19 protein-coding genes are annotated in these 20,855 nt (G+C 68.0%); 13 read left to right on the forward strand and 6 right to left on the reverse strand.

The window, feature by feature from the left end:
• Window positions 1-74: 74 nt before the first annotated feature.
• The 4 genes from GGR71_RS17160 (at window position 75) to GGR71_RS17175 (ending at window position 3,242) form a co-directional block, all read left to right on the forward strand.
• Window positions 75-692, forward strand: coding sequence for a hypothetical protein (locus tag GGR71_RS17160; protein ID WP_237474339.1), 618 nt, complete (start codon window positions 75-77; stop codon window positions 690-692).
• Window positions 693-769: 77 nt separating this feature from the next.
• Window positions 770-1,267: a hypothetical protein gene (locus GGR71_RS21185; protein ID WP_237474340.1), complete on the forward strand. Its 498-nt coding sequence runs from the start codon at window positions 770-772 to the stop codon at window positions 1,265-1,267.
• 122 nt (window positions 1,268-1,389) lie between these two features.
• Entirely contained in the window at window positions 1,390-2,169 is a 780-nt protein-coding gene (locus tag GGR71_RS17170; RefSeq protein WP_160959745.1) for an SPFH domain-containing protein, read from the forward strand.
• Window positions 2,170-2,321: 152 nt separating this feature from the next.
• On the forward strand, window positions 2,322-3,242 hold the full coding sequence (locus tag GGR71_RS17175; RefSeq protein WP_237474341.1) for a hypothetical protein: 921 nt from the start codon (window positions 2,322-2,324) through the stop codon (window positions 3,240-3,242).
• Window positions 3,243-3,685: 443 nt separating this feature from the next.
• Here GGR71_RS17175 and GGR71_RS17180 read toward each other — a convergent pair whose 3' ends face one another.
• Both GGR71_RS17180 and GGR71_RS17185 read right to left on the reverse strand, forming a co-directional pair.
• Window positions 3,686-5,452 (reverse strand): chloride channel protein, encoded by a 1,767-nt coding sequence (locus tag GGR71_RS17180; protein ID WP_160959750.1) that lies wholly within the window; start codon window positions 5,450-5,452, stop codon window positions 3,686-3,688.
• A gap of 450 nt (window positions 5,453-5,902) precedes the next feature.
• Complete coding sequence (locus GGR71_RS17185; RefSeq protein WP_160959502.1) at window positions 5,903-6,871, reverse strand: alpha/beta hydrolase-fold protein; 969 nt, start codon at window positions 6,869-6,871, stop codon at window positions 5,903-5,905.
• A 112-nt stretch (window positions 6,872-6,983) separates the two neighbouring features.
• Here GGR71_RS17185 and GGR71_RS17190 point away from each other — a divergent pair, with 112 nt between their 5' ends.
• Together GGR71_RS17190 and GGR71_RS17195 are read left to right on the forward strand one after the other, a co-directional pair.
• Window positions 6,984-7,952, forward strand: a complete 969-nt coding sequence (locus tag GGR71_RS17190) for a polysaccharide deacetylase family protein (RefSeq protein ID WP_160959504.1) — start codon at window positions 6,984-6,986, stop codon at window positions 7,950-7,952.
• Window positions 7,953-8,049: 97 nt separating this feature from the next.
• Window positions 8,050-8,250, forward strand: coding sequence for a hypothetical protein (locus GGR71_RS17195; protein WP_160959506.1), 201 nt, complete (start codon window positions 8,050-8,052; stop codon window positions 8,248-8,250).
• A gap of 25 nt (window positions 8,251-8,275) precedes the next feature.
• Here GGR71_RS17195 and GGR71_RS17200 read toward each other — a convergent pair whose 3' ends face one another.
• Window positions 8,276-9,619 (reverse strand): acetamidase/formamidase family protein, encoded by a 1,344-nt coding sequence (locus GGR71_RS17200; protein ID WP_160959508.1) that lies wholly within the window; start codon window positions 9,617-9,619, stop codon window positions 8,276-8,278.
• A gap of 218 nt (window positions 9,620-9,837) precedes the next feature.
• Here GGR71_RS17200 and GGR71_RS17205 point away from each other — a divergent pair, with 218 nt between their 5' ends.
• From GGR71_RS17205 to GGR71_RS17215, 3 genes are all read left to right on the forward strand, one after another.
• Complete coding sequence (locus GGR71_RS17205) at window positions 9,838-10,476, forward strand: DUF2076 family protein (RefSeq protein WP_160959511.1); 639 nt, start codon at window positions 9,838-9,840, stop codon at window positions 10,474-10,476.
• Window positions 10,477-10,768: 292 nt separating this feature from the next.
• Entirely contained in the window at window positions 10,769-12,145 is a 1,377-nt protein-coding gene (gene yjjJ / locus GGR71_RS17210) for a type II toxin-antitoxin system HipA family toxin YjjJ (protein WP_160959514.1), read from the forward strand.
• Window positions 12,146-12,246: 101 nt separating this feature from the next.
• A complete protein-coding gene (locus tag GGR71_RS17215) occupies window positions 12,247-13,071 on the forward strand; it encodes an alpha/beta fold hydrolase (RefSeq protein ID WP_160959517.1) in 825 nt (274 codons plus the stop codon).
• 149 nt (window positions 13,072-13,220) lie between these two features.
• Here GGR71_RS17215 and GGR71_RS17220 read toward each other — a convergent pair whose 3' ends face one another.
• A complete protein-coding gene (locus GGR71_RS17220) occupies window positions 13,221-14,438 on the reverse strand; it encodes a glycoside hydrolase family 30 protein (protein WP_184452162.1) in 1,218 nt (405 codons plus the stop codon).
• Window positions 14,439-14,770: 332 nt separating this feature from the next.
• Here GGR71_RS17220 and GGR71_RS17225 point away from each other — a divergent pair, with 332 nt between their 5' ends.
• The 3 genes from GGR71_RS17225 to GGR71_RS17235 all read left to right on the forward strand — a co-directional run bounded on the left by GGR71_RS17225 (window position 14,771) and on the right by GGR71_RS17235 (window position 17,843).
• Window positions 14,771-16,858, forward strand: a complete 2,088-nt coding sequence (locus GGR71_RS17225) for a beta-galactosidase (protein ID WP_160959520.1) — start codon at window positions 14,771-14,773, stop codon at window positions 16,856-16,858.
• Window positions 16,859-17,060: 202 nt separating this feature from the next.
• Window positions 17,061-17,399, forward strand: coding sequence for a DUF3817 domain-containing protein (locus GGR71_RS17230; protein ID WP_456362637.1), 339 nt, complete (start codon window positions 17,061-17,063; stop codon window positions 17,397-17,399).
• A 111-nt stretch (window positions 17,400-17,510) separates the two neighbouring features.
• Window positions 17,511-17,843: a hypothetical protein gene (locus tag GGR71_RS17235; RefSeq protein ID WP_237474342.1), complete on the forward strand. Its 333-nt coding sequence runs from the start codon at window positions 17,511-17,513 to the stop codon at window positions 17,841-17,843.
• 27 nt (window positions 17,844-17,870) lie between these two features.
• Here GGR71_RS17235 and GGR71_RS17240 read toward each other — a convergent pair whose 3' ends face one another.
• Window positions 17,871-18,962 carry a DUF1615 domain-containing protein gene (locus tag GGR71_RS17240; RefSeq protein ID WP_160959523.1) on the reverse strand — a complete coding sequence of 364 codons (1,092 nt, stop codon included), beginning with the start codon at window positions 18,960-18,962 and terminating at the stop codon, window positions 17,871-17,873.
• A 65-nt stretch (window positions 18,963-19,027) separates the two neighbouring features.
• Entirely contained in the window at window positions 19,028-19,861 is an 834-nt protein-coding gene (locus GGR71_RS17245; RefSeq protein WP_160959525.1) for an NAD(P)H-dependent oxidoreductase, read from the reverse strand.
• An 84-nt stretch (window positions 19,862-19,945) separates the two neighbouring features.
• On the opposite strand from GGR71_RS17245, the gene GGR71_RS17250 reads away from it, so the two are divergent.
• A complete protein-coding gene (locus GGR71_RS17250; protein WP_160959528.1) occupies window positions 19,946-20,839 on the forward strand; it encodes a LysR substrate-binding domain-containing protein in 894 nt (297 codons plus the stop codon).
• Window positions 20,840-20,855: the final 16 nt, after the last annotated feature.

Below are 20,855 nucleotides of genomic sequence, written 5' to 3' on the forward strand. Positions count from 1 at the left end.
CCGCGTTCCTGCGCAATGAGAATCGAGACATGAGGGTCATGGCGACAGCGACGCGAACACTCGGCATGTTGTGCATGGCAGCGATGCTGCAACTCACGGGATGCCAGCCTGAATCGGCTCAGCCACTGGAGCCCGGCCCAGCGCCACATGGCAACGAGGCATCTACGGTGAGGACGACCGTGCCGCTGGTCCGGCAACTTGGTCCGCAACTGCTCTCCGATGCCATCACTTTTGATTTTGGTGTTCCAAGCCAGGCGGATGATCCGGAGCCGCCTATCTTCATCGGATTGCGGGTGGCTGCTGCAGATGGCGAGGCTGCGGCTGACAAGTTTGATCGGCTACGCGATGCCGGCGTGACCGCTCAGTTGCACCTCTATCGGCTGACAGGGGGAAGCGAGCAGCCGGTGGTCCTGCAGCGTAGCGAAGAGGTGGGGCGTACCGACTATCAAATCGTGGCGTTGGATCGCGACGGGCATGTTCCAGCTCTCTCCGCTGCAGACGCCGACGTACTCACGATGGAGGCCGCGGGGTTGATTGCCCCGAATGCCACCTACCGCGAGTTGGAGCTGGCCTTTGTCCGGGATACGCCGCCTGGCCGATACCGGGTGTCCGTCCGTTTCGAGGGTAACGTTGGTGCCTTGGAAGACGCGCGATCGGAACTGTTGGTCGCCTTCACGAGCAAGGCGAAATAGGAACGGCCCTGGCGATGGGTCATGGCGGCTGGGGCTTGACGCATTAAGTCGGCCATTTCACGGATAGCGGAGCCACGATGGTGGGCAAAATGGTGGGAGAGCGTTGGTGGCTGGGGCTGACCGCGATCTTCCTGGCCGGATGCGCGAATGTCCCGACCGACCGTACCGAGAAGCTGCGTTCAGGCGATATTCTCTGTAGCCAAGCCGGCGACTGGGGGGAAGGAGCGTCGGTGGCCGCAGTACAGATCACGCCGACAGTGGCAGAAGGCGACGCGGGGCGTGCCTATCATTTCGATCTGGATGGGAAGGGTGGCTTGCGCGCGCTGGACGCCAATTGCGGGTGGGGCAGCTACGCCGAATGCAGCTTCACTGCGCGCCGGTCGGATGGGGGAACCTACCAATTCTCGGACCTGTCGAGCTTCGGCCTGTGGGAAACCGAAGATCGCTTGTACCTGCTGTACCGCATCGTGTCTCCGAAGGGGGAGGCCGATGCGCGCAAGCGCCGCATCGTGAAGTTGGGCGATCCGCCCAAAGAGGTCTGTAACCAGATTGGCGACTATTCGCGTTTGATGTAGGTCGACGGGAGTTGGGTCTGCCTATGCCGGCAGATGCCTTGCCCCCCGACGATGCGCTAGCATCACCCCGCACACGACGGCGCGCGGCGCCGTCCTTCAGGGGGACATCGATGAAACATACCATGTTGGCGGTCGCCGTGGCGGCCTTGCTCTGCGGCTGCACCGTGGTCTCGCCCGATCCGGGGCAGCAGGCGGTGCTGGTGGACAAGCCGTTGCTGTTCGGCAAGGGTGGCATCCGCCTGGACGATGTGCGCGATCCCGGCCGCACCTACACGTGGATGACGACGTCGGCGGTGTACGTGGATACCACGCCGCAGACGGTGCAGGTGGCCTTCGACGATTTTTCGTCCAGCGACAACATCCTGTTGGACTTCTCCACGCAGATCCAATACCGGATCACCGCGCCGGCGCGGCTGCTGTCCGGCTTCGGCCAGGACTGGTTCAAGAACAACGTCGCCAGCCAGTACGCGGCGATCGTGCGCGACCAGGTCAAGCGCTACGACATGACCAAGATGATGAGCGACCCGGACAGTGCGCGGAAGATCGACGAGGCGGTGACCGAGAACGTGCGCGCCCTGGTCAAGGAACAGGGCCTGCCGATCCAGATCCAGAACATCACTCTCGGCCGCGCCCGTCCCAATCCCGACGTGCTGCAGCAGATGAACCTGACCGCGGCGCAGCAGCAGCGGGTCAAGACGCTGGTGGAAGCCACCACCGCCGAGCGCCAGCGCGAGCAGGAGCAAGTGGCCAAGGCCGACGCCGACAACGCCTACCGTAATCGCATGGGCCTGACCCCGGAGCAGTACCTGGCCAGCCAGATCGCCGAGATCAATGCCGAAGCCTGTGCCAAGGCGCAGGCCTGCTACATGGTGCCGTCGGGGACGTCGGTGATCGCCAAGTAGCGCGGCGCTGCTAAAAGGCGAGCCCGGGATGGCTCGCCGCGTGCGAAATACGGTTGCACTGAGCGCGTTGCCACCGCTGCGCGCCGGCGGCGGTTGTCGTCGTGACCAGGGTCTGCCACTGTGACGGCTGTGTCCTGCGAGTAGATCCGCAGATGGAGCCCGCACAATCCCCACTGTCGCAGCGCCCGCCGGCGACCCGCCTGTTCGCCCTGCTGGCGCGCGACGCGCGCATCGGCATGATCTTCCGCCGCGGGCCGAGCAAGCAGGTGCAGTTGATCCACTGGGATCTGCGCGATGACAGCTTTGTGCACGGCCAGTGGTTCAAGGGCCGCATCTACGAGCGGCGTTGCGATCTGTCGCCGTCGGGGCGATTGCTTGTGTACTTCGCCTCCACGCAACGGGGCGACTACGGCACCTGGACGGCGTTGTCGCGGCCGCCGTTCTTCACCGCGCTGGCGCTGTGGCCGAAAGGCGACAGCTGGGGCGGTGGCGGGATGTTCGAGGACGAGCGGAGCTTGTTGTTGAACCATCAGCCGCGCGACGGGCGCGATCCCTTCCCGATGCCGACCGGCTTTCAGTTACCGCTCGATCTGCAGGTGCGCCCATTCGGCAGGGGTTCGGGCGGCGGCGAGGACGCGCCGATCGACGGCGTGTTGCGCGAGCGCGACGGCTGGCGCCTCCGCGATGACGGCGAGGGCGAGCGTGGCGCGCTGCGCAGCGACGCGCTGTTCCGCTTCAGCCGCCCGCGCGTGCGCGAAAAGCTCGGCGCCAATGGCCGCCGCCTGCAATCGTTGCTGCATGTGGTCGGCCAGGACAATCATGCGTGGTATGGGCTGGATCACCGGGTACTGGACCGCGAGGATAACTTGCTGGTCGATCTGCCGGGCAGCGACTGGGCCGAGTGGGATGGCGGCGACCTGGTGTTCGCGCGCGATGGTGGGCTCTATCGCCTGCGGAAGAGTGACCTTCGCGAGGTGGCGCAGCAGGGTGCGCAGGCCTTCCAGTTGCTGCACGATTTCAGCAGTGCGCGTTTCGCACCATTGGCGCCGACCGCGGATGCGCTGAAGTATTGAGGCGGCCTTTGTGTGGCGCGTTCACCAAGCCACTGCGAACGACGCGCCGGGCCATGACTTCAGGGGTTCTCCAGGAAAGACGGAGGCCACTCGTAGGAGCGGCTTCAGCCGCGACGCGTGTAACCGGAAATCCTGTCGCGGCTGAAGCCGCTCCTACAAGAGAGCGATGTGTCTCTTTGGGGTGCAAAAACCACGTAATTGGAGGGGCTCTTCAGGCAGCCCATGACCACCGGAAGCGCAGGTGTAGGAGCGGCTTCAGCCGCGACAGGCTTTCCGGGGAGGGCGGTCGCGGCTGAAGCCGCTCCTACGAGACATGCCATGTGTGACGAGAGCCGGACCGCCGCTGCTGAGAATCCCATCGAAACCGGAAGGTCGCTGCGAAGAGGCAACGACGTGTCAGGCCGATCCCGACAAAAGCGCGCGACGCGAGGTGCCCTTCAGCGCTACGCGTCCGTCTGCGCACTGCGCCTACGGTGTTGCGCATCCCGCGCCTGGCGCAGTCGCTGTGCATGCGCAGCCAGCAGATCGCCACGGGTGAGGATGCCGACCATGCCATGTGGTACGTTGCGGCCGAGCACAACCACGCGACCGACCTCAGCTTCCACCATATGGTCAGCGGCCTCGCGCAGCGAGTGATCCTCGCGCACGGCCAGCAGCGGGCGGCGGAGCAAGGCCGCCAGGCGCAGGTCGTCGTGGTGCTGTGGATCGAGCAGGTCGCGGCGGGTGAGCATGCCGACCGGGTATCCGTCTTCATCCAGCACCGGGAAGCCCTGATGCCTGAAGGCGGCATCGCCCGAGGCGATACGTGCACGCACGTCACGCAGGGATTCGTCACTGCGCAGCGTCACTACCTCACGGCTGCAGGCGTCGCCCGCGGCGATCTGGTCGAGGAAATCGGCGGCGTAGTCGCTGGGGACGCGCACGCCGCGGCGTGCGATCTTCTCGGTCATGATGGTGTGGCGCATGCTCAGGCCCGACACCAGGTAGGCCGCGGCGCAGGCGCCGAGCAGCGGCAGCAGCGCATGCGGCTGCTGGGTGGTCTCGAAGGCGAACAGTACCGAGGTCAAGAAAGCCCGTGAGGCGCCGGCGAACACCGCGGCCATGCACACCAGCGCCGCCATGTGCGGGTCCACGTGCAGCCAGGGTGCCTGCGCGGCCAGCACTGCGCCGAGCACGCCGCCCAGCGCGCTGCCGATGGTGAACAGCGGGGCCAGGGTGCCGCCGGAGGTGCCGCTGCCCAGCGCGATCGACCACGACAACAGCTTGGCCACGCACAGCGCCAACAAGGTCGAGACCGCCAGTTGGCCAGCGATGGCACCGGCGATGTTGTCGTAGCCCACGCCGAGGGTGAGCGGCATCCACCAGCCGATCAGCCCGACTGCAATGCCACCGAGCGCCGGCCACCACATCCAGTGGATCGGCAGGCGTTCGAAACCATCTTCGATGGCATAGGTGAGCTTGGTGATGCCGACACCGGCGAGACCGCAGAGCAGGCCGAGCGCCACGTAGGCCATCACCGCCAGTGCATCCGGTGCGGCCAGCGCGGGCACCACGAACATCGGTGCGCTGCCCTCCAGCGCCAGATGCGCACCGGCGCCGACCGCCGCAGCCAGTGCCACCGGGATCAGCGAGCGCGCGCGCCATTCGAACAGCAGTAGTTCGATCGCCAGCAGCACGGCGGAGATCGGCGCGGCGAACACCGCGGCGGTGCCGGCAGCGGCGCCCGCGGCGAGCAGGATCTTGCGTTCGTCGGCGGTGACGTGCAGCCATTGCCCGAACAGCGAGCCCAGCGCGCCGCCGGTGGCGATGATCGGCCCTTCTGCACCGAACGGCCCGCCGGTGCCGATGGCCACCGCGGAGGACACCGGCTTGAGCCAGATCATCCGTGGTGGGATGCGGCTTTCGTTGCGCAACACCTGCTCCATCGCCTCGGGAATGCCATGGCCGCGAATCGCACGCGAGCCCCAGCGCGCCATCGCACCGACGATCAGGCCACCGACCACCGGCAGCCCGATCGCCCACGCGCCGAGGTGGTGCCCGGCGGGGCTGACCGCTTCGATGCTCCAGCGGCCGTAGTAGGCGAGGTTGGTGGCGAGCGCGATCAATGCGATCAGCACATGCGCGGCCAGTGCCACCAGTGCGCCGACCAGCAGCGCCAAGCCGCAGATACGCAACACGCGCCGGTCCAGTGGCGCGAACCGGCGCGGCATGTGCGCGGCGGCCAGCGCAGGTGCGAGCGAGGGCGCCGGCGACAGCGGCGTATGCGAAGACGAAGCAGGAGACATCGAAGGCGCCTGGCACGAAACGAACGTGGGAGGCGGGCAAGGTTACGCGGATGCCGGCGCAGTGGCTGGCTCGAAAATGAACAGCTATCTGGCGTCGCCGAGGTAGAGGTCGACGCCTTTCGCGATCGTGACATTGTCGGCCTCGACAGGTGGCGCAGCGTCCAGCGGGGCGTTCCCGCCGCCGCCTCAGGGCACCTCCAGAGACCCGCTCAAATCCAAGCGAAGCATGCGCAACAGATCGATTGCGCAACGTCTGCAGCCGCTGGAATCAGGGGGGTTGAAGGTGCGTTGCAGTCGCCAGCGCTTGACGCCGGTGCGCCAAATGCGCGTGCAGAGGACCGATACGACACATCCGGCAAGCGGCGTCGCGGGGCCTTATTGCCGCGGAACACCCAGCAGGAACTTCAATCCATGCGTGAGGCCGCGCGGTGCGACGCTCAGGTGATCCTCGTCGGCGAGCACGTCCAGTTGCAGGCGCAGCGACGGATAGTGCCGCCCGCGCAAGGTCTGCGCCATCTGCTGCGCCTCGGTCACCATGTCGTAGCGCTTGCCGTAGCGGCGCTGTTCGTACTCGCCGACATACATGTAGACCTGTGCCGGCAGGTCGCGGTGACTGGAAGCGTAGCGTGCCTCCTCGGCGCGCGCGGCATGCGCGCCGAACCAGTACGACGGGCTGCCCAGGATGTAGCCGGAGAACAGCTCCGGCGTGTTCAGCAGGATCTGTGTGCCGAGCAGGCCGCCGTACGAGTGGCCAAGGAACAGGCGCCGCGCTTCGTCGGTGCGATAGCGCTGCGCGACGAACGGTAGCACCCGATCGCGCAGATAGGCGATGTAGGTGTGGGCACCCCCATGCGTGGCACCAGCGGACGCGGCGTCGCCGTCCTCGGTGGTGGGCGTGTAGTCGCGACGCCGGCTCGGCATCGGCTCGTCGCCGAGCGCATACGACAGCCCCACCAGGATGAAGTCCTCGATGGCCGGCCCTTCGCCATTCAGGCGCCGCGCAATCTGTCGCGCCACCGGAAACGCATAGTCGGCATCGGTGGCATACAGCACCGGGTAGTGCCGCTCGGGATGGTCCGCATAGCCGGCAGGTAGCGCCACGAATACCTGATAGGTGTGGCCGGACACGGGATCGGGAACATCCCACACCTCGGTCCCGACCAGCTCGTACGGCGCACCGCTGCCACGCTGACCGCCGAGCCGCGTCGCTACTGTGCGTGCGGCAGATGCCGCCGGCTGCGTGGTGGCTTCCTTCGCTACCGCTACCGTTGCGGGTGACTGCACCGCGTTCGTGCACCCGGCCAGCAGCAGGGCTGTCCAGGCTAGCCAAAACCCTTTCCTCATTCCGTCGTTTCCTGATGTTGTGTCGCCGGGTGAGCGCGGATCTGGCACATGGTGCCATGTCGGCGTTGGCGACCATCCGTATAGACTGGCGTTTCCACTCCGGGAGCTTCCGATGAGACTGCTTCGCTGCCTGTTGGCGCCGGCCCTGCTGTGCATTGCCGCGCTCGCCCAGGCGCAGGACGACACCCGCCGCATCGCGGTGACCATCGACGACCTGCCGTGGCAGCGCATTGAGCAGACACCGCCAGCGCAGTTGCCGGCGCTGCACACGCAGTTGATGGCCTCGCTGCGGCAGGCGCAGGTGCCCATCGTCGGCTTCGTCAACGAGGACAAGCTCGAGCAGGACGGCCAGGTGCAGCCGCAACGGGTGGCGATGCTGCGCGATTGGCTGGACGCCGGCTATGCGCTGGGCAACCACACCTACGGGCATGTGAATCTGCATCAGGTCGGTGTGCCGGCGTACGAGGACGCGATCGTACGCGGCGAGCGCACTTTGCGGCCGTTGCTCGCGGAAAGTGGCCAGCCGCTGCAGTGGTTCCGTCATCCGTATCTGGCCACCGGCCGCAGCGTCGCCGACCGCGAGGCGGTCAATGCCTTCCTGGCCGCACACGGTTACCGCGTTGCGCCAGTCACCGTGGATAGCGGCGAGTGGGTGTGGGCGTTCGCCTACGCGCATGTGCTGGACGAGCCGTCCGGCCCGGCGCGCGACGCCATGCTGCTGCGGCTGCGCAAGGGCTACGTGCCGTACATGCTCAACAAGCTGGATTACTTCGAGCGCGAATCGCAGGCCCTGTTCGGCCGCCGCATCCCGCAGGTGTGGCTGATGCACGCCAACGCGCTCAACGCCGCCGCCTTCCCGGACCTGGTCGCGGCCACGCGCCGTCGCGGCTACGCCTTCATCGGCCTGGAGGAGGCGCTGCGCGATCCCGCCTACACCCACGCCGAGGGCTACGCGGGCCCCGGCGGGATCAGCTGGCTGCACCGCTGGGCGATGGCCGAGGGCAAGCCGAAGGCCTTCTATGCCGGCGAACCGGTGGTGCCGCGCTGGGTGTTCGCGCTGGCCGGGGTGGAGTCGGAATAGGACGGAGCGTGCAGCTCCTCGCGGTCCCGGCAGGCCTTCACCATCCACGCACGCATGGCAAGATCACGATGGCGCCTCTCCGCTCACCCTGACGCCCATGTCCTCGTCCAAGTCGCCTCCGTGGAAGAAGCCGAATCCGCGCGGTCAGCGCAGCCAACCGTTGTCGGCGTCGCAAAAGGAAGCGGCGAAACAGCGCGCCGAGGAGAACGGCCGCCCGTATCCGAATCTGGTCGACAACATGTGGGCCGCACGTCTGCCGCGCGATGCGGCGGCGACCGACGCGAAGAAGTCGAAGTAGCGCGGTTCGACGGGCGCTTGCAGCGCTACTTCGCCGACGGTTGTTCGGTCTGGTTTGACGCTGGAGACGCGGGTGGCTGCAGGGTGTGCAGCACGGCTTTGTCGATGCTGGCGGCCACGCCGACGCTGCGTCCTGCAAGATTGGCCACGCGATAGCGGGCGGCGACGCCCAACACCTGCGTCGCTTGCGCGAGCGACAGGCCGTAGTCCTGCTGCAGCCAGCGCAGTAGGCCCGAGGTGGCCAGCCGCAGTGCGTCATCGCTGGAACCGGCCTGGCCCAGCACCGCGATCTGCTCGGGGGATTCCACGCGGGGCATCGCGATCGGATGGCGCTTCACCAGTTCGATGCGGAACTCGACGTCCAGTGAGGTTTCCAGTGCCCACTGGGTGGTCTCGCCGTCACCCTGCACGGCATGGCCATCGCCGAGGTACAGCAGCGCGCCGGGCTGCTGCACCGGCAGGTACACCGTGCTGCCCGCCATCACCGCGTTGAAGTCCATGTTGCCGCCGCCGACGCCGGTGTCGCCGGTGGACAGCGCGGCGTTGCCGAACCCCGGCGCCACGGCCAACCCGCCGAGCATCGGCCGGACCGGCACGGCGAAGGTGCGCATCGGACCTTCGGCATCGAGTGGGCGGGCCAGCCCGGTGTCGCGGTCCAGACGCCAACGCACATGCTTGCCGAGGCCGGCCACCTGCGTGGCCATGTACGGCGTCTGCAGGCGGCCGACCAGGCCATCGAGGCTGTCGGCGGTTTCGCGATTGAGCCGCAGTGCCACCAGGTGCACTGCGAGCATGTCGCCGGGCTCGGCGCCGACGATGAAGAACGGGCCGACCTGCGGGTTGCCGAACAGGGCGCGGGTGGTGCCGTCGGAATCCACCCCACCGGAGTCCAGGGTCTGGGTGCGCACGCTGTCGCCCGGCCACAGCAGCAGCGCCGGCGCGCGGTCGGCGCTGAAGGTATTGGCGTAGTCGTGGGGCACGAATACGTGCGTCTGCGCGGCAGTGCTCGTGCGTACCGGCACGCGCCAAGCGTCGAAGATGTGGGCGGCGCGAACGTCGGCGTCATTGGGATCGGGACGCGTGCTGCGGCCTTGCATGCGCGCGCCATCCACGCGTCCGTCGAAGCGATACAGGCGGCCATCGGCGCCGGTGGCGGTGAACGTGATCGCGTTGCCGTTGCGGGTGCCCTGGACCGGGTCGGCATCTAGTCGCCCTTGCAACTGGCTGCCATGTGCCTCCAGTTCCAGCGTCTGGTACAGCCGGTTGCCCCACAGGTCGGCCGCGACGATCCACTGTTCGCTGGCCCAGGATGGCGCCGCCAGCAGGACCAAGGCCAGGATTGCTCCCCATCGCCCATCATGTCCGTTCATCGTGGTTCTCCGCCTCGTTTGACTACAAACGTAGTCATGTCGTGGCGCGGCCGGACCTGTCGGAAGTCATGGGCGACGCCTACGGCCGCGGCTCCCAGGCGTCGCGACTGGATGAATGCCGGTGCACTGGCGCACAGGGCCTGCCCTTGGCGCCGCCCGGGCCATGCCCATACCGTGCCGTGCCGGCACTGGGCCGGTCATCGCATCCAGGTACGGGTATGACTCCGCAAGAACAGCAGCTTCTCGAAGACTTCCTGGCGCGCCTGCGCAGCGCCGGCGGGGTAGCCAAAGATCCGCAGGCCGACGCGTTGATCCACGCGCGCCTGGCCGATCAACCCGATGCGACGTATCTGCTGGTGCAGCGCACCTTGCTGCTGGAGCACGCGCTGGAGGCCGCCAAGGCGCAGATCGCGCAGCTGCAGCAGGCCGCTACGCCACCGCCGCCGCCTGCCAGCTTCCTGGGACAGGGCTTCAATGCGGCGCCACCGCCGTTGCCGCCGGCGCCCGCCGCCGCAGGTGTCGCGGGTGCCGGCGCGCCCGGCTGGCGCGAGCGCTGGTTCGGTGGCGGCGCTGCGGCCGCGGAGCCGACGCCGGCACCGGCCGCTGCGCGTGGCCCCAGCTTCCTCAGCACCGCGGCCACCACCGCGGCCGGCGTGGCTGGCGGCATGTTTCTGTTCGAGGGCGTGGAAAGCCTGCTCGGTGGCCACCATGGTGGCGGCCTGTTCGGCGGCGGCGCGCCGCAGGAGACGGTGGTCGAGAACATCACCAACAACAACTATTACGACGACACGCCGCAGCAGGACATGGGCCAGGACTTCCAGGACGACGGCGACTTCGGCAACGACAACTGGGTCTAAGACGCAATCAGCCTGCAGGGCGCGTCGTCATTTGGTTGCATATAACATCTAGCTGGCAGGCGCTTTTTACTTGCGTTTCAAAGAGTTGACAGCACCGATGGCGAGCGCCAGACTGCGATCTGCGAAGCAGGTCGCAGTCTGGCGCTCGCCATCGGTAGCGTGAAAATCAATTCTTTATCTATTCAAGAATTGCGTTTGATTCGAGCCTGCAGGCCGGCTTTGGCCGCGGAAGCAACCGCTTTCAGTCGTTGACTGGCTTGACTATTTATTCCTAAATCTATTCAATCCCGGTATGAGCGATGACCGGCTGCGCGATCTTGTTGCCCTCTTGCGCAGCGAAAAGGCCGTGACGGCGGCCCGCATCGGCGAGGTGCTGGAGATCAGTCAGCCGACGGTATCGCGCCTGTTGGCCAGTGCTGGCGAGCAGGTGCTGCGGATCGGCAAAGCTCGGGCGACACGCTATGCGCTCACCCGGTCACTGGGCCGTGCGGGCCATCGTTGGCCGTTGTTCCGCATTGATCCGCGCGGTCGTGCCGAAACGCTCGGCCATCTGCACGCCATGCACGGCGATGGTTACCTGTTCGTTCCCCAGGCCACGTGCCCCGCGCTGATCCATGGCGACTTCGCCAGTGGACTGTTTCCAGGGCTTCCGTGGTTTCTGGACGACCAGCGCCCGCAGGGCTTCCTTGGTCGGGCCTTCGCGAGGCGCGTAGCCGAAGATATCGGTGCGCCACAGGATTTGCAGCGTTGGCAGCCCGACGATGTGGTGCTGGCTCTGCTGCGGCACGGCGAGGATCAACCCGGCGATCTGGTGTTGGGCGAGTTTGCGTTGCAGCGCGCGCAGCAGGCGGCGCTGCAGCCAGTCGATGTGGTACCGAGGGCGGCGCGGAGTCGTCTGTATCCGCAGCATGCCGAGCAGGCGTTGCTGGGCGAAGCGGTGGGCTCGTCGGCGGGAGGCGAACAACCGAAGTTCACCGCAATCCTGCACACGGAAGGCGGCTACACGCCGGTCATCGTCAAGTTCAGCGAGCGCGCCGGCACGCCGGCCGCGCAGCGTTGGAGCGACCTGTTGCGTTGTGAGCACCTGGCCAGCGACATCCTGCGTGCGCATGGCATCGCCGCCGCGGAGAGCGAACTGCTCGAGAGCGATGGTCGTGTGTTCCTGCAGTCGACGCGGTTCGACCGCACGCCTGTGCTGGGACGGCGCGGCTTCGTCTCGCTGGCCGCGGTGGATGCGGCCTACTTCGGCCATGGGCGTATCGACTGGTGGTCGTTCGCCCCGCAACTGCAGCGCGAAGGCTGGCTGAGCGACGCAGATGCGCAGTGCCTGCGTGTGTGCGGTTGGTTCGGCGCACTGATCGGCAACAACGACATGCATCTGGGCAACGCGGGCCTGATGCTGGACGATGCCTTGCCGCTGGCCTTGGCACCCGTCTACGACATGCTGCCGATGGCGTTTCGCCCCGCGGCCAGCGGCGAGGTAGTGGAGCGCGCCTACATGTTGCCGTTGCCGACGCCGGATCAGCGCGACGACTGGCGCGCGGCGGCCGGCATGGCGGTGCAGTTCTGGGAGCAGGTCATCGAGGACGCGCACATGTCCGCGGGATTCCAGAGCATTGCGCGCGATGCACTGGCGCAGTTGACGCGCGCCTTGCCGCGGATCGGTTGAGCAGCCTCGCGTCGCGTTAAATCCCCCGACACATCGCCCTCACGCAGGCCGGACACGCCGCAGAGGAAGCTGCCGCGACTTCCCACCACGAGGCCTTGCCCATGACTGCACCCAACGCGCGTGTCCGCCTGCATGTCGAAGATACCGGCGGTGCCGGTCGTCCGGTGGTCCTGATCCACGGCTGGCCGCTGTCGGCGGAGGCGTGGAAGGACCAGGTCGGGCCGCTGCAGCAGGCCGGCTACCGGGTCATCGCCTACGACCGCCGCGGCTTCGGCCGTTCCGAGAAGCCGGCCGACGGCTACGAGTACGACACCCTGGCGGACGATCTGGCCGGCATCATCGACGAGAAGCAGCTGCGTGATGCGGTGCTGGTCGGGTTCTCGATGGGCGGCGGCGAGGTGGCGCGCTATGTCGCGCGGCATGGCACCGAGAAGCTGGCAGGGGTGGTGTTCGCCTCCGCGGTGCCGCCGTACATGCTCAAGACCGACGACAATCCGGAAGGGCCATTGAGCAAGGAACAGGCGCAGGAGATGGAGCAGGGGCTGAAGGCCTCGCGCGAGACTTTCTTCGACGACTTCACCCGTGGTTTCTTCAGCGCCCACGGCACGCTGAAGGTGAGCGAGGCGCAGCGCCAGGAGGCGATCGCGCTGTGTCTGCAGAGCGACCAGGCCGCCGCGCTCGGCTGCATGCAGGCGTTCGGCACCACCGATTTCCGCGAGGATCTCACCAAGGTCGACGTGCCGACCCTGGTGCTGCACGGCGATGCCGATGCCACGGTGCCGTACGAGGGCTCCGGCCAGCGTACCCATCGCGCCATCGCCGGCAGCGACGTGGTGTTGCTGAAGGATGCGCCGCACGGCTGCAACACCAGCCATGCCGAGGAGTTCAATCAGGCCTTGTTGGCGTTCCTGGCCAAGCTGGGCTGAGCGCGAGACCTCGCCTCAGCGGCGTGTCGCGGTGCCACCGCGCTAGGCGTGGCACCGCGTCGATGCAAGAAGCAAGCGCGTAGAAAACCGACCCGCGGCAGCGCTCGGCTGCCGCGAGTCGATCCGAACGATTCAGGCCATCTTGCCGGTCACTCGCCGACCAGCGTGGCCACACTCTGCGGGTCGACGTAGAGCACGGTCTGCCCCGAGGCGACGCTGTACTTGCCGCCGTAGCCGACGTTGAGGCTGGATGAGGTGCTGTACTTGGTGAACGCGGTAGCGCTGCCGGTGGGAACGCGCACGGTGATCTGCCGATGCTGGCTGCCGGTATTGACCACGACCAGGGCCAGCTTGCCGTTCGGGGTCCTGTAGGCGCTGACCGCGACATCGCTGTACGGCGCGGCGGTGGCGCCGATGCGCACCGAACCGGGACGCACGAAGCGCGCGAACTGCGACATCACATACCCGCGCTTGCTCACCGTGCCGTTCTCGGCGATCAGCCCGTAGCTGCGGCGGATGTACCACCAGATGTAGCCGCTGTAGTTGGCGAGCATGCTGTTGTGCAACTCGCTGGCCACGCCGAGCGCCGACGGCCAGGCGTTGCCGTCGGTGTTGTCGGTGTAGTGCTCGGTCATCCACAGCTGCTTGCCCTTGCTGCGCGCCAGCGGGTAGTCCTTGGGCTGCACGCCATACAGGTGCCCGCCGACGATGGACAGGTACTGGGCGGCGCTGCTGTTGAGCACCGGGTCGGTCAGTGCGGTGTTGAAGCCCAGCGACTCGGCGGCGAGCAGCTTGAACTTGCCGAACTTCGCGCCCTGCGCGCTGATGAAGTTGAGGAAGTCGGTGCCGTTCCAGTCGCCAGACTCGTAATCCGGATGCCAGTCCGGCTCGTTCTGCAGCGACAGGGCGTAGATCGGCGCGCCCTTGCTGTCCATGTAGGCGGTGAAGTCCAGCAGGTGCTTGGCGTAGGCGTCGTAGTACTGCGGCAGCAGCTTGCCGCCATTGTTGAGGGTGTTGTTCGATTTCATGTAGGCCGGCGCCGACCACGGCGTGGCCAGCAACACCGCGCCGTGCGCGCGTGCCCGCACTGCCGACGGCACCTGCTGGCTCCAGCCGGAACTGGATGGGTCGATGCGCATGCGCATGATCGAGAGACCGATCTGCCCCGCATCGCTGCCGAATGCCAGATCGACCTGGGCCGGGGTGAGATCGGCGATCCAGCCGGCGCCGTTCATGCCGCCGAAGCCCTGGATGGTCTGGTGGACCTCGTTCGGATTGACGGTGACGGTCTGCGCCAGGGCGGCACCGGGCGGGAACAGCGTAGCGGCCACGGCGAGCAGGGTGCCGAGCAAGCGAGGGGTCTTCATGGAGCTTCCAGGGGTGGGGGAGGCGTGACCCTAGCCAGCGCAGATGACCATTTCAATGTCGCGATCGTCCAAACCCGGCAAGTGAGACCGGCGACGCAGCCCGAGCGCAACCGTGTCCTCAGTCCACGTCGGCGCGCGTGCCGCGCTGGTTGATGCATGGCAGCGCGGGTGCATTCTCCGTGCAGCGTGAGGAGTGGCTGTCCAATTGTGCGCAGTTGCGCGCGCAAACGCCGCAAGATGCACAAGTGCGCATGCGGCAAAGCTGCGCACAATGCAGGTGCCGGCAGGACGAAGGGGCATGCCGGCGTTTCCTCTTGCGAAGGATGTTGCGCATGCCACTGTTCCGTATTCCGCAATGCCGCGGCGTTGCGCTGTTCGCTGCGATGCTGCTGATGACGCTTTTCCTGCCGCCGCTGGCGCAGGCGCAGGCCACCCGCTATCGCGACGCCGCGCCGCTGCTGCTCGGCGTGGCCTGGTATCCGGAGCAGTGGCCGGAGGCGCAGTGGGAACACGACCTGGCGCTGATGCAGGCGGCACACGTGCGCGTGGTGCGGATCGGCGAGTTCGCCTGGAGCCGGATGGAGCCACGCGAAGGGCAGTACGATTTCGAATGGATGGACCGCGCCATCGCCGCCGCCGCGCGCCATGGCATGGTGGTGGTGCTGGGCACGCCGACCGCGGCGCCGCCGGCCTGGTTGACCCAGGCCTACCCGGATACCTTGCGGGTCAGCCAGGACGGCGTGCGCGACGAGCACGGCAACCGCCAGCAGTTCTCCTTCGCCAGCACCCGCTACCGGCGCTTCGCGCATGCCATCGCCGAGCAGATGGCGCAGCGCTACGGGCACAACCCGCACGTGGTCGGCTGGCAACTGGACAACGAGTACGCGCAAGCCTCGTTCGATCCCGAGGCCAAGGCGCAGTTCCACGCCTGGCTGCAGCGCAAGTACGGCAGCATCGATGCGCTGAACCAGCGCTGGGCCACCGCGTACTGGAGCCAGACCTATAACGATTTCGCGCAGATCCCGGTGCGCGAGGACGAAGAGAACCCGGCCCTGCTGCTGGAGTGGAAGCGCTTCGTCAGCGACACGTGGACCGACTACTCGCGCAACCAGATCGAGGCGATCCGTCCGCATGCCGATCCGCGCCAGTTCATCACCACCAACACCATGGGCTGGTTCGCCGGCTTCGATGCCTACACCGTGCACGGCGTGCTCGACATCGCCGCCTGGGACGACTACGTCGCCGGCGAGCGCTACGACTGGGTGGACAATGCGGCGCGCCACGATCTCACCCGCGGCTACAAGCAGCGCAACTACTGGGTGATGGAGACCCAGCCGGGCTTCGTCAACTGGCGCGCGACCAACGTGGCGCTGCGCAAGGGCCAGGTGCGGGCGATGGCCTGGCAGGCGGTGGCGCATGGGGCCGATGCGGTGTCGTACTGGCAGTGGCGCGCCGCGCCCAACGGCCAGGAGGAGTACCACGGCACCCTGGTCGGCGCCGATGGCGCGCCGGTGCCGGTGTATGCGGAGATCCAGCAGGTCGGCGCCGAGTTCGCCAAGGCCGGGCCGGCGCTGGCCGGCACCACGCCGCAGGCGCAGGTGGCGCTGATCAACGACTTCGACAGCCGCTGGGCGATCGGCTTCCAGAAGCACGCGGCCGACTTCGATCCGGTCGTGCAGATGAAGAGCTTCTACCGGCCGCTGCGGCAGCAGGCGCAGGTGGTCGACGTGGTCTCGGCGATGGCGCCGCTGGACCGCTACAAGCTGGTGGTGGCGCCGGCGCTGAACGTGCTGACCGAGGCGCAGGCGCAGCGGCTGAAGGCCTATGTCGAGCACGGCGGTCACCTGGTGCTGGGGCCGCGCAGCGGCATGAAGAACATCGATAACGGCCTGCACCCGCAGCGCCAGCCCGGCCCGCTGGCGGCATTGCTCGGCGGACGCGTGGAGCAGTTCTATGCGCTGGACAAGCCGATCCCGCTGGTCGGTGCAGGCGCCGACGGCAGCGCCAAAATCTGGGCCGAACAGTTGCAGGCCACCGACGCCGACACCACCGCGCCACTGCAGTACGGCACGGCCAATGGCTGGCTCGACGGTGCGCCGGCGCTGCTGACCCGGCGCGTCGGCAAGGGCCGCATCAGCTATGTCGGCGGCTGGTTCGACGACGCCACGCTGGATCGCCTCACCGGCGACTGGCTGCGCGATGCCGGGGTGCAGGCGCCGCTGGCCGATGTGCCGGACGACGTGGAAGTGGGCGTGCGCAGCGACGGCGCGCGCCGCATCGTGGTGTTGATCAACCACGGCACCGCCGCGCACGCCGTGCGGCTGCCGGCGTCCATGCGCGCGCTGCTCGGCCCGACGCCCAGCAACGACACGGTGCAACTGGCACCCGACGACGTGGCGGTGCTGGAACAGCGCCGCTGAGGACTGCGGCGGTGCGCTTTGGCGCATTGTCGGCCGGGCGATGATGGATCGGCACGGTCAGTGCGTCTGGTCCGTACCTGCCGTGGCCACATCGCGCCTGTGCGCCACGCGCTGGGACACGCTCTACAATGCAGGTGCCAGCGGGCGTCGCCGCCGCCATCGCGTCGCGGCCTCGTTCCCGTCACTGGAGTTGCGCGTGTCCTTGTCTTCTTCTCGTCCCTTGTCGCCGGTGGGCCGGCTGTTCGCCGTTGCTGCCGTGTTCGAAGGCCTGACCTGGGCCGGCCTGTTGCTCGGCATGCTGTTCAAGTACGGCACCCAGACCACCGAACTGGGCGTGTGGCTGTTCGGCCGCCTGCATGGCGTGGCGTTCCTGCTGTACGTCGTCGCCAGCCTGATCGCGGCGCTACGCCTGCGCTGGCCGTGGTGGGCGTGGGCACTGAGTCTGCTGGCAGCGCTGCCGCCGCTGGTCACGGTGCCGCTGGAACTGTGGTTCCGCCGGATCGGCCTGCTCGGCGCGCCAGGGCAGCGTGCAGTGGGGTAGTGCACGCGCCGCGGCGCAGGCGAGGCACGTCGGGGCCTGCGATGCGGAGCGTTGTGCCAGCGTTCTCCAGCATCGCCCTAGAATGCGGCGCCTAGTGCAGGCGAGGACGCCATGGGCAAACGCCAACGACGACCACCTCCACCGATGCCGACACCCACGCGCCTGCAGAGGCTGGTCGCGCGTCTGCAATGGCCGGTGTTCGTGCTGGTGGCCGCGGCCATCGGCGCGAGTGCCATGTTGAAGCTGTACCTGCTGGCGAAAGCGCTGCAGAGCGGCGTGTATATCGGCGTATCGAGAGTGGGTCCGACACGGATCTATCCGCTGCAGACCGACCCAGGCCACTATTGGTTCTCGATCGCGTGGGACAGCGTGCTCAGCCTGGTGTTGTTGGCGCTTGCCGTTGCCCTTGGCTGGTCGGTGATGGCGCTGCGCAAGCCGAAGTAGTGGGCTGCCACCGGCGCGTCGCGACCATCACTTGGCCAGGCAGCGCTGCCAACGCTCGGCCACGCGCTGCGCGAACCAGGCGGTGGTCAGCTTGCGGGTGATCTTCGGGCTTTCCAGGGCAATGCCCGGCAGCAACGCGCGCGGCAGCGGATTGCCGGCATCGCGGTCGGCCAGCGCGAACACCTGGCGATACAGTGCGCTGTCGGCGAAATCAGCCTCGCTGCCGCGCTGCAACGCGCGACGGATCGTGCGCGCGTCCATGCCCAGTTGCGCACCCAGGCTGCGTGCGGCGCGCTCGGTGGCGCCGGGGGTGTCGAGGTCGGCGCCGGGCGTCAGCAGATCGCCATCGAGGGCGAGCGAGATGCCGCTTGCGCGCGCCAGCGCGGCCTGGAACGCGGCATTGCGGCTGGCGTACCAGCCGGCATTGAAGTCGGCGAACCGGTACAGCATCGCCGCCGCATTCGGGTAGCCGAGCAGGTGGCGGGTGCCGAACCAGATGCCGCCGCGGCGGCTGAACACCGCGTGGCGCACGCCGTCGGTCAGCGGATACGGATAGCCGTCGGTATGCGTCTGCGCGAAGGCGATGCTCACCTGCATCGGCCCGGCCGTGTGCACCGGGTTGAGGTCGCCGAACAGGCGCTGGCCCAGCGGCACGCTGCCGGCGATGTCCTCGAAAATCGTGCTGAGATCCTGCTCGGTGCGTGCGGCGGCGAGACGCTCGGCATAGCTGCGCCCATCCGGCCCGCGCAATTGCAGCGCCGCATCCAGCGCGAACGCCGGCACATGCACCGCCGCCGCGCGCCGCTGCAGTTCCGCCCGCGCGATCTTGCCCAGGCCCGGCACCGGCGGGTTGGTCTGGTAGGTCGATTCCTGCTCGATCACCGCCAGCACCGCGCAGATGCTGTCGGCGCTGGTGGGCAGGTTCTGCGAGGCCAGGGCCACGTAGACGTCGTCGGCCCAGCCGCGACGATCGGACACCGTCGCCGGGATGCGCCGGGCGATGTCGGCCTTGACCTCGCTGGGCGTGCGCTCGGGCAGGCGTGGCGCCTGCGTGGCGCAGGCGCCGAGCAAGGCGGCGCTGCACACGGCGAGCAGGCGAACGAAGACGGCGGTGGGCATCGGCGCGGCGGCTCCAACGGAGTGGCGGTCGCCTGCATCCTACAGGTGCGATGTCGGCACCGCGGCTACGGCGCCGCGGGCGACGCGATGCGGTTGGAGGTCGGTGCCGCACGATCGTCCACGTCGACCACATGGATGCCGAAGCCGCTGCGGCCGGGCGCGAGATCCTCGCGCAGCGTCAGCGCCGGAATCGTGTAGTCACCGTGATTCTGCTTGCGGAACGCGATCGGCGCGGTACTGAATAGCATCTCCAGGCGTTCGCCCAGCGCCGCGCTGGTCTGTGCAAAACGCGCCGCATCCATGCGGCCGCTGTGGTAGACCACGAACGGTGGCAGTACGTCGAACCCCGGGTAGTGCAGGATGCCGTGCTGGATCGGGAACAGCAGGTCGTCGATGGGCCCGTTGATGCCGCGCGGCGCGTAGTGCGAGTCCCAGCCGCCGGCGGTGACGATCAGCATCGCGCGCTTGCCGGCCAGCGTGCCTTCGCCGTAGCGGTCGCCCCAGTGCGTGTCGGAGTGGTCGCCGACGCCGTAGGCGAAGCCGCAGGCATACACCCGGTCCACCCAGCCCTTGAGGATGGCCGGCATCGAGAACCACCACAGCGGGAACTGCAACAGCAGCGCATCGGCCCAGCGCAGCTTGTCCTGCTCGGCGGCGATGTCCGCGCGCTGGCGGCCGTTGGCGAAGGCGCGCTGCGAATCACGCGAGGGATCGAAGCGCGCGTCTGCCGCGCCCTCCAGGCTGTCCTGCGCGTCGACGGTGGTCTTCCAGCCCATCGCATACAGATCCGACACCTGCACATGGTGGCCGGCGTCACGCAGGCGTTGCATCGCCACCTGCTTGAGTGCGGCATTGAGCGAGGTGGGTTCGGGGTGGGCGTGGACCAGCAAGACGTTCATCCGGGTGCTCGGTGAGGGGATGCCGTCACGCTAGGCCGCCATTGGCTATAGTGGAAATGAATTGCCTTGATAGTCGCTATTGCCGTGGTTGATCTGCGCCGGCTGGACCTCAATCTGCTGCTGACCCTGGACACGTTGCTCGACACGCACAACGTGACCCGCGCGGCGGCGCGCCTGCATCTGTCGCAGCCCTCGGTCAGTGTGCACCTGGCCAAGCTGCGCGAGGCGCTGGACGATCCGCTGCTGCTGCCCGGACCGCGCGGCATGCGCCCCACCGCCCGCGCCGAAGCGCTGCGCGCGCCGTTGCGCGAGGCCTTGCAGGCACTGCAGCAGGCGGTGGCGCCGGACGCGCCGTTCGATCCGTCGCGCGCGCAGACCTTGTGGCGCGTGGCGGCCAGCGACTACGGCGCCTCCACCGTGCTGCTGCCGGCGATCGCCGCCCTGCGTCGGGTGGCGCCGGGCACCCAGTTAGCGGTGCTGCAACTGGCGCCGCCGTCGATCGCGCAGCAGGCCGAACAGGGCCAGATCGACCTGGCCCTGCACACTGTCGCCGATGCGCCGCCCGGCTTGCGCCGGCGCACGCTGTTCGCCGAGCGCTACGTGCTGGTCGGGCGTGCCGGCCATCCGCGCTTGCGGCGGCGGCCGAGCCTGGCGCAGTTCTGCGCGCTCGAACACGTCATCGTCTCGCCCGATGGCGGCGGTTTCAGCGGCGTCACCGATGCGGCCTTGCGCGCGCACGGCCTGCAGCGCCGCGTGGTGCTGTCGGTGCCGCACTTCCAGTTCGTCGTCGCCGCGCTCCAGCGCAGCGACCTGGTGGCGATGCTGCCCGAGCGCCTGGTGCGCGACCAGCCCGGCCTGCGGGTGTGCGCGCCGCCGCTGGAACTGCCTGGCTACGAGATGGCCATGCTCTGGCACGAGCGCGTGCATCGCGATCCGGCGCAGCGCTGGTTGCGCGAGCACCTGCTCGCCTCGATCTGACGCGTCGGTCGCGACG

It is taken from the genome of Xanthomonas sp. F1, assembly GCF_014199855.1.

Coding starts and splice junctions, on each gene's coding strand:
- GGR71_RS17190 (WP_160959504.1), top strand. CDS start 6,984: ATGAGACTGCTTCGCTGCCTGTTGGCGCCGGCCCTGCTGTGCATTGCC.
- GGR71_RS17225 (WP_160959520.1), top strand. CDS start 14,771: ATGCCACTGTTCCGTATTCCGCAATGCCGCGGCGTTGCGCTGTTCGCT.
- GGR71_RS17170 (WP_160959745.1), top strand. CDS start 1,390: ATGTTGGCGGTCGCCGTGGCGGCCTTGCTCTGCGGCTGCACCGTGGTC.
- GGR71_RS17180 (WP_160959750.1), bottom strand. CDS start 5,452: ATGCCGCGCCGGTTCGCGCCACTGGACCGGCGCGTGTTGCGTATCTGC.
- GGR71_RS17195 (WP_160959506.1), top strand. CDS start 8,050: ATGTCCTCGTCCAAGTCGCCTCCGTGGAAGAAGCCGAATCCGCGCGGT.
- GGR71_RS17205 (WP_160959511.1), top strand. CDS start 9,838: ATGACTCCGCAAGAACAGCAGCTTCTCGAAGACTTCCTGGCGCGCCTG.
- GGR71_RS17200 (WP_160959508.1), bottom strand. CDS start 9,619: ATGAACGGACATGATGGGCGATGGGGAGCAATCCTGGCCTTGGTCCTG.
- GGR71_RS17245 (WP_160959525.1), bottom strand. CDS start 19,861: ATGAACGTCTTGCTGGTCCACGCCCACCCCGAACCCACCTCGCTCAAT.
- GGR71_RS21185 (WP_237474340.1), top strand. CDS start 770: ATGGTGGGCAAAATGGTGGGAGAGCGTTGGTGGCTGGGGCTGACCGCG.
- GGR71_RS17220 (WP_184452162.1), bottom strand. CDS start 14,438: ATGAAGACCCCTCGCTTGCTCGGCACCCTGCTCGCCGTGGCCGCTACG.
- GGR71_RS17240 (WP_160959523.1), bottom strand. CDS start 18,962: ATGCCCACCGCCGTCTTCGTTCGCCTGCTCGCCGTGTGCAGCGCCGCC.
- GGR71_RS17215 (WP_160959517.1), top strand. CDS start 12,247: ATGACTGCACCCAACGCGCGTGTCCGCCTGCATGTCGAAGATACCGGC.
- GGR71_RS17235 (WP_237474342.1), top strand. CDS start 17,511: ATGGGCAAACGCCAACGACGACCACCTCCACCGATGCCGACACCCACG.
- yjjJ (WP_160959514.1), top strand. CDS start 10,769: ATGAGCGATGACCGGCTGCGCGATCTTGTTGCCCTCTTGCGCAGCGAA.
- GGR71_RS17160 (WP_237474339.1), top strand. CDS start 75: ATGGCAGCGATGCTGCAACTCACGGGATGCCAGCCTGAATCGGCTCAG.
- GGR71_RS17175 (WP_237474341.1), top strand. CDS start 2,322: ATGGAGCCCGCACAATCCCCACTGTCGCAGCGCCCGCCGGCGACCCGC.
- GGR71_RS17185 (WP_160959502.1), bottom strand. CDS start 6,871: ATGAGGAAAGGGTTTTGGCTAGCCTGGACAGCCCTGCTGCTGGCCGGG.